The 7,056-nt window shown below is 64.9% G+C and carries 5 protein-coding genes and 3 pseudogenes; 4 read left to right on the top strand and 4 right to left on the bottom strand.

Annotated elements, in window-relative coordinates:
• Positions 1-207: 207 nt before the first annotated feature.
• The gene (moaA, locus tag EGH24_RS11210) at positions 208-1,236 is read left to right on the top strand and encodes a GTP 3',8-cyclase MoaA (protein ID WP_142980223.1); all 1,029 of its coding nucleotides are present in this window, start codon (positions 208-210) and stop codon (positions 1,234-1,236) included.
• 8 nt (positions 1,237-1,244) lie between these two features.
• Here moaA and EGH24_RS11215 read toward each other — a convergent pair whose 3' ends face one another.
• Together EGH24_RS11215 and EGH24_RS11220 are read right to left on the bottom strand one after the other, a co-directional pair.
• Positions 1,245-2,309 carry a glycosyltransferase family 4 protein gene (locus tag EGH24_RS11215; protein WP_142980224.1) on the bottom strand — a complete coding sequence of 355 codons (1,065 nt, stop codon included), beginning with the start codon at positions 2,307-2,309 and terminating at the stop codon, positions 1,245-1,247.
• A 13-nt stretch (positions 2,310-2,322) separates the two neighbouring features.
• The gene (locus EGH24_RS11220) at positions 2,323-3,195 is read right to left on the bottom strand and encodes a hypothetical protein (protein WP_142980240.1); all 873 of its coding nucleotides are present in this window, start codon (positions 3,193-3,195) and stop codon (positions 2,323-2,325) included.
• A 119-nt stretch (positions 3,196-3,314) separates the two neighbouring features.
• Here EGH24_RS11220 and EGH24_RS15950 point away from each other — a divergent pair.
• A pseudogene (locus EGH24_RS15950) lies at positions 3,315-4,427 on the top strand (Gfo/Idh/MocA family protein); the annotation flags it as partial.
• Here the strand turns inward: EGH24_RS15950 and EGH24_RS15615 are convergent.
• Positions 4,353-5,093: pseudogene (locus EGH24_RS15615) on the bottom strand (zinc-dependent alcohol dehydrogenase); the annotation flags it as partial. The pseudogenes EGH24_RS15950 and EGH24_RS15615 overlap by 75 nt on opposite strands.
• A gap of 12 nt (positions 5,094-5,105) precedes the next feature.
• Positions 5,106-5,882, bottom strand: coding sequence for a GTP cyclohydrolase III (locus EGH24_RS11230; RefSeq protein ID WP_142980226.1), 777 nt, complete (start codon positions 5,880-5,882; stop codon positions 5,106-5,108).
• A 115-nt stretch (positions 5,883-5,997) separates the two neighbouring features.
• Here EGH24_RS11230 and EGH24_RS11235 point away from each other — a divergent pair, with 115 nt between their 5' ends.
• Together EGH24_RS11235 and EGH24_RS11240 are read left to right on the top strand one after the other, a co-directional pair.
• A complete protein-coding gene (locus EGH24_RS11235) occupies positions 5,998-6,801 on the top strand; it encodes an HAD-IIA family hydrolase (protein ID WP_142980227.1) in 804 nt (267 codons plus the stop codon).
• 90 nt (positions 6,802-6,891) lie between these two features.
• Positions 6,892-7,056: pseudogene (locus EGH24_RS11240) on the top strand (IS6 family transposase); the annotation flags it as partial.

The following is a 7,056-nucleotide window of genomic DNA, read 5'->3' on the forward strand; positions in this document are numbered from 1 at the left end:
CGAACTGTTCGGCTGATCGCCGCCGCGGCGACGGTCCCGGTTTCAGCTTTTCGCGGATTTGGTTATGAACCACCAACAGTGAGCGTCGATTCGAGCCGAGTTGTGTAACGCAACACCCAAACGATGTCAGCGGATGAAATGAATTCCCCTTACGACGACGACGGAGAACCCCACGGATTTAATCCCTTCACCGACCCAGCGACAGGTATGGACGGGCCGTTGGAAGACGAGTTCGGTCGGGAAGTCACCGGCGTNCGCGTCTCGCTNACCGANCGGTGTAACTTCGACTGNGTCTACTGCCACAACGAGGGGNTGGGNGACACNCGNGGGCCGATGGANCCNGCCGACGACGAGATGAGCGCCGACGACGTGGTNCGCTTTCTGGAGGTCGNNNNGGAGTTCGNCGTCGANNNNGTGAAGTTCACCGGCGGCGAGCCNATGNTGCGACAAGACCTCGAAGAGATTATCCGCCGCACACCGGAGTCGATGGAAGCCTCGATGACGACCAACGGGACCTTCCTGCCGGGGCGTGCCGAGGATCTCAAGGACGCCGGCCTCCAGCGGGTCAACGTCTCACAGGACGCCATCGACCCCGACGCATTCGCCGAGATCACGAAATCCGGCGCGTACGAACAGGTGCTGGAGGGCGTCGAAGCCGCCGTCGACGCCGGGCTCGCGCCGGTGAAACTCAACATGGTCGTGTTCAAACACACCGCCGGCTACGTCGAGGGGATGGTCGAACACGCCGCCAACAACGACGGTCTCCGGCTCCAGTTGATCGAGTACATGCCCGAGTTGACCGGGCATCCGGAGTGGAACATTGACATTCAGCGCGTTCACGACTGGCTAGCCGACATCTCCGCGCGCGTCGAACACCGCGAGATGCACAACCGTACGCGCTACTGGATCGCCAGCGACGACGCCGACGAATCTGAGGAAATCGACGAATCAAACGGCGGGATGGTCGAAATCGTCGATCCCGTCGAGAACCCGAACTTCTGTGCGAACTGTCACCGCGTGCGCGTCACGCACGAAGGCTACCTGAAGGGCTGTCTCAACCGCAACGACGACCTCCGGTCGATGGGCGAGATGAGCCGCGACGAGATCCGCGAGACCTTCCGCGAGACCGTTGCCAACCGCGTTCCCTACTACGGCGAGTACATGGTCCGCAACGAGGACGACGAGTGGGTCGTCAACGAGGAGTACCTCCCTGATCAGCCGCAAGCCGCCGACTGATCGAGCGACTACGATTCTTTGGCTGCTGCAACAACATCGGTGAGTAGCTGCCGCACCCGCGACGCTGTCTCCGTCCAGTCGGGTTGGGCGTCGTACCGCTGGCGTGCGGCCTGTCCCATCGCTGCCAACCGTTCTCGGTCGGCGGCCAGCGTCGTGATCGCGTCGGCGACCGCGGCTGAATCGTCGGGCTCGACGAGAAAGCCGTTGTCGCCATCGGTGACGAGGTCAGTCGCGCCGCCGGCGCGTGCAGCGATAGCCGGCAGCCCGAAGCTCATGCCTTCGAGATAGACGAGGCCGTAGCCCTCGTACTGAGAGGGCACGGCCAAGACGTGGTGATCGCGGAATTCGGCGGCGAGGGCGTCGTCGCTAATCGCGCCGGTGAACTCGACGCGGTCGGCCAGCCCGCGGTCGACAACACGGTCGCGGCACCGCGCGACGTAGGCCTCGTCGACCGGCTGGCCGACGACAGTGAGTTCGGCGTTGCTATCGGCGGCTGCCAGCCCGTCGATCAGCGTGGCGAGTCCTTTGCGCGGCGTGATGTTGCCAACGAACAGCAGACGGAGCGGATTGTCGCGTGCGCGCTCGGCAATCTGATCGTCCGTAATGGCTGGATCGAACCGGTCACCAGCCGGCGGCGCGATCACCGTTCGCTCGGCGTCGATAGCGAGGTCGGTAACGACATCCCGGGTGACGGAGCTGTTGCAGACGACGCCGTCGACGCCGCGAAGATAGCGACGTTCGACGGCGCGGTAGAGTGGTTGCAGACGTCGGTGTTCGCTGGCTCGGAGGTGATGGACGATGCTCACGATCGGCGTCGAGAGCCGGCGGTTCGTCCACGCCAGCGATGGGTGGGCGAGTTCGTCCTGTAGCAACACGTCATAGTCGCCAGCGAGTCGTCGGGCGAAACCGGGTGTGACGTTGTCGACGAGCCCCCGCGGGTAGGATCGCCACGGGAGTTCGATCACGTCGACCGTCTCACCGGCCGCTCGGAGTTCCGAGACGAGCCGGCGATCGTACTGAAAGCCGCCCGATTGCTCGTCGAGCGAGCCGTAGATGACGAGGCCGATCTTCATGCCCAACCCTCGTTCATGCACGATACCCCAGCGCGTCCAGCCGGTCCGAAGCCGTGTCGTCCCCGTAGACCCGGCTCACCGGCAGCGATTCCGGTGGCTCCAGCGTCGGGGTTCGCGTCCCCGAATCGCTGGCGGTCGTTTCCGCCCACGGAACGGTGATCAGGGCGGGCACGGGCGTCTCCATCGGATGGCCGTACAGGCCCCACTCGCCGAAGAGATTGCCGTGGTCGGCTGTGATCGCAACGCGGCCGTCGACGTTGGCACACAGCGACTCGACTTCGTCGAGGACGTAATCGAGATTGGCTCGGTAGGCCGCTCGAACACGGTCGACGCTGACCTCGTTTTGCCGAAGCGCGACCCACGGGTTCCCAGTGTTGCTGTGGCTGCCGGCCCGGACCAGCCCGTCGTCGCCGTCGAGCGGATCGGGGACGAATGGGTGGTGCGGTTGCATGTAGTGGACGACGAGGCGATCGGGTGCTGTTTCGCGCGCATGCGCAATGGCGCGGTCCGTGACGGCTTCGGGCGGGATCGTGTTGTGCGCGTCGTCCCACGCGTATTTCCAGACTTCGTCGAGGGCGGCAAAGGCGTCGGCATCGAGATACCGGTCAGTCCACGTGTTGGCCGTCACCATGACCGTCCGTTCGGTTTCGGGGTTGTCGCGGAACGTGTTTTCGAGCCACTCCGAGGAAGAACTGCCGACCGAGCGGATCGAGCTCACATCAGTGAGAAAGTCGTAGTCGTCGGCGACCGAAGCGAGCAGATCGGCCCGACAGCCGTCGAGAACGACCAGCACGTCCCACGACCGATCGTAGACGTTCGTCCCGTACGGCAGCCGCCGGCCGGCCAGCTGAATCGCCCGCAGGTAAGCCGTCCCGAGCCGACTCATTCCCGGTTCTACCACGGTCTGTGTTCGGCCGAGACTGTCAAAACCCCATCGGCGGCCCGAGCCGGGCACACCACTGCCAGCAGCGGGGGAATTTTACCGCTCGCCCGCGCGGTGAGAGTGTGCACTGTCTGTTCGTCGGGGCGGGGTCGATCGCGGCGTCGTATGCCGCCGGCCTCGCCGACGCGGACTGCTCGCTGGCCGGCGTCTGCGATCTCGATGCCGACCGCGCCGCAGCCCTCGCCGCCGACCACGACTGTCCCGCCTTCGATGATCTGGATGCAACCCTCGACGCCCTCAACGCGCCGCTGGTCGTCAACCTAACGAGCCACGCGGCCCACGCCGAGATCACCCGAACCGCACTCGCAGCCGACCGCCACGTCTACACGGAGAAACCGCTCGCACTCGACGCTGAGACGGCCGGCGAGTTGGTCGAGATGGCCCGCAAGCGGGATCTCGCGCTTGGCTGCGCACCGGCCTCGATCGCAGGACCGACCCAACAGCGCGCACGCCGGCTGCTCGGCGAGGGGCGACTCGGGGCCGTCCAACTGGCGTACGCGCACGCCCACGTAGGCCGTGTCACCGACTGGCACGACCGCCCGGAGTCGTTTCTGTCTATCGGCCCGCTCTACGACGGCGGCGTCTATCCGCTGTCGCTGCTGGTCGCGTGGTTCGGTCCTGTCGATCGCGTTCGAGTCGCCGATAGCCTCGATTGTTGGCCCGAACAGGAGACAAAACAGCCCGACGCCGCCAGCCACGTCGAGGCGATGCTGGCGTTTCGAGACGGCCCGACAGTACGACTCACGGCGAGTTTCTACGCGCCCCACCGAAGTCGGGAGTTCTACGGGCTGGAACTCCACGGCGACGATGGCTCACTGTATCTCGACAACACTGGCCGGATGGAACCCGATAGCGAGGCCGTCCAGTACGGCGGACTCGGCCGGTCGTATACGACTGTTCCACCGCAGTCGCCGACTGACGCTCGCGCCTACATCGATGCCGTCGATGATCTCGCAGCGAGCATCGAGGCGGTCGAGCCACTCGACGGCGGTGTCGAACCGCCGCTGTCGGTCCCAGCGGCCGCGGCGAGCGGGGTCGATCGTGCTCACCTGACTGGAGACGAGGTCGATCCGGTCGCGGTGGAAGCTCCCGCCGAGGTCGATTGGCGCGCGCTTCTCGCCGTACCACGAGCCGACGACGACCCGGGCGTCGTAGCCGACCGCGTCGATAGCGTCGTTGAGCACGGCGGGCTCCCCGGAGAGTTCGAGAGCGAGATCGTAGTCGCCGAGTTCGGCTGCAGCGGCCTCGGGCGACAGGACTCGATCCGCGCCCATCGCGGTCGCCGCCTCCCGGCGGGCGGGGATCGGCTCGACGACAACGAGTTCATCGAGCGGGAACGCCGACAGGAGCCGGGTCGTACAGAGGCCGACCACACCCGCGCCGAAAACCGCGACCGACTCGCCGAGCCGCGGCTCGCTGTCGAGGACAAGGTTCGTCGCGGTTTCGACCGTCGGCAACAGGCTGCCGTGGGCGGGCGAAACACCCTCCGGCAGGACCACGAGATCATCGGGATCAGCCGCAAAGCGGGTCTGATGGGGGCGGAACGCGAAGACCGTTCGATCCAGCCAGTCGTCGGCCACGTCGCTGCCGGTCTCGACGACGGTGCCGGCGGCGGCGTAGCCGTACCGAAGCGGATACTCGAAGGTGTCGTCGAAGGCCTCGATGGTCTCGTCGACCGGCAGCTCGGTTGGTGCCTCGTCGCGGTAGACGAGTAGTTCCGAGCCAGCACTGATCGCCGAGGCGTCGGTTTCGACGACGACTTCGTCGACTGCGGCGTCGACGCTGACTGAACGGTGATCGACGGTCCGTGGGGCGGTGAAGTAGAGGGCTGAGTCGGCCATCGCTGGAGGGGCCTAATCGTCTCCCGTCGTCGCTGGCGGTTGGTCGAACTCGACGCTCGTTCCCTCGTACCGGCAGTCTTCGAGGGCGTGTTTGGCGGCGTAGCCCGCGTCGTGGGCTGTCTCGCCGCGACCGACGCCGACTTTCAGTGCGACGCCGGCGTCGCTCTCAACGTGATCGATGGCGGCCTGATAGTCGTCGGGCGACAGCGACGGGCAGACACTGATGATGTTGTCGCCACCGACGAAGAAGGACAGCGCGCCGTGGGCCTCGCGCATATACTCCATCAGCGAGGCGTAGCTGCGCTCGATGTGGATGAAGGAGTCGAACTCGTTGAGTTGATCGGTGTATTTGCCCGTCGCGTCGTTGACGTCGAAGTGGGCGATATGCACCGTTGAGTCGTCGTCGCTATCGAGGGGGTCACCAGCTAACACTTCGGTCCGGCCCTCGTCTTGGGCACTGCCGGCCGCTTGGATCTTCTCGGTCGCCTCGTCAAGCGCGACCGCCGGCGTGTCGGCCGTCCCGATCCCGAGGCTGACAGTGACCGGGTATCGGTTGCGGATCGTCTCTTGGAGGGCGGTGTGGCCGGCGCGGCCGATGCCGTTGGTGACGGCGATCATGTTGTCGAACCGGCTGAAGAAGACGTAGCCGCCGCGGCTACCGAGGAACTGGGCGATATCCGCAAACAGCCGCGACTGCATGGTTTGGAGGTCCATCTCACGACGTGGCTCCGGGGTCACCGTCCACGGGCCGTAGTTGTCGATCTGGATCAGTGTTAGCTGGGTCGTCACAGGAAGCCGTAGGGGATACCCAAGTTAGTGTCTTTCCGTTCTCCTGACGACTCACACGCAGCCGAACCCTCGCGGGAACCGGACGTTTCAATCCACGGCGGGCCGACACAGCGATATGGCGTATCAGGGAATTATCTTTGACGTCGACGGCACGGTCGTCCGCGATCACACCCCGATTCCGGGGGCCGCAGCGGGACTGGACGCGGTCGCGGAATCGGGCCTCGATCGCGTTTTCCTCTCGAACAATCCGGCGGCCGTCCCGGAAGCTTACGAGGATCGCTTCGCCGATGCCGGCTTCGCGGTCGACGCCGAGGAAGTGTTCACCGCCGGCACCGTGACGACGGACTACCTCGCCGACGAACACGCCGACGACGACCTGTTCGTCATCGGCGAAGCGAGGCTGAAAGCCCAGTTCGAGACGGCGGACCTCTCGCTGACGACCGAGCCGGATGCGGCCGACGTGTTAGTCGCCTCGATCGATTCCGAGTTCAGCTACGAAACGATGTGCGATGCGGTCGTCGCCGGCGAGGAAGCGAGCGACTTCGTCGGCACCGACCCGGATATGGTCTACCCGCAGGACGGCCCCGACCTTCCGGGATCGGGCTCGATCATCCACGCCGTCGAGGGCGTCACCGAACGCGGGGTCGACGTGATCTGTGGGAAACCCTCCGAACTCGCCCGGCGAACGGCACTCGACTACCTCGGCGTGTCGGCCGAGGACTGCCTCGTCGTCGGCGACCGACTGAACACGGATATTCGACTCGGCACCGACGCCGGGATGACGACCGTCCTCACGATGACCGGGATCACCGACGAGGCAACGCTCGCCGAATCAGCGGTCGAGCCCGATTATGTCGTCGACTCGCTGGGGGAGTTAGCGGGCGTTATCGACGGCACGGCAGAACGATACGACGAGTGAACGAAAACAGGCACCCCGTTATCATGTGTGGTATTGTGGTCGTGTTTAGTTAAGAGTGAAAACTGAGGCGGAGTGAATTTCGGCTGGTCTATGGCGGAAATCACTCGCCTCAGCGGTTGTAACGACTGGCTTGAATTAGATTTTGTGGAGCGAGAGCGGACACCGAGCGAGTTGATGAAGCTCGGTATTCGGTTACATCTGGCTGGATTATCACTTTCGAATACCGTCTCAGAACTTGAGACGGTATTCGAAAGT

The sequence above is a fragment of the Halonotius terrestris genome (assembly GCF_006861665.1).
In the GTDB taxonomy this organism is placed as follows: domain Archaea; phylum Halobacteriota; class Halobacteria; order Halobacteriales; family Haloferacaceae; genus Halonotius; species Halonotius terrestris.

What these genes read in the sequence shown, in the direction of transcription:
- EGH24_RS11215 (WP_142980224.1), bottom strand. Translation starts at nt 2,309, where the DNA reads ATGAAGATCGGCCTCGTCATCTACGGCTCGCTCGACGAGCAATCGGGC.
- EGH24_RS11220 (WP_142980240.1), bottom strand. Translation starts at nt 3,195, where the DNA reads ATGAGTCGGCTCGGGACGGCTTACCTGCGGGCGATTCAGCTGGCCGGC.
- EGH24_RS11235 (WP_142980227.1), top strand. Translation starts at nt 5,998, where the DNA reads ATGGCGTATCAGGGAATTATCTTTGACGTCGACGGCACGGTCGTCCGC.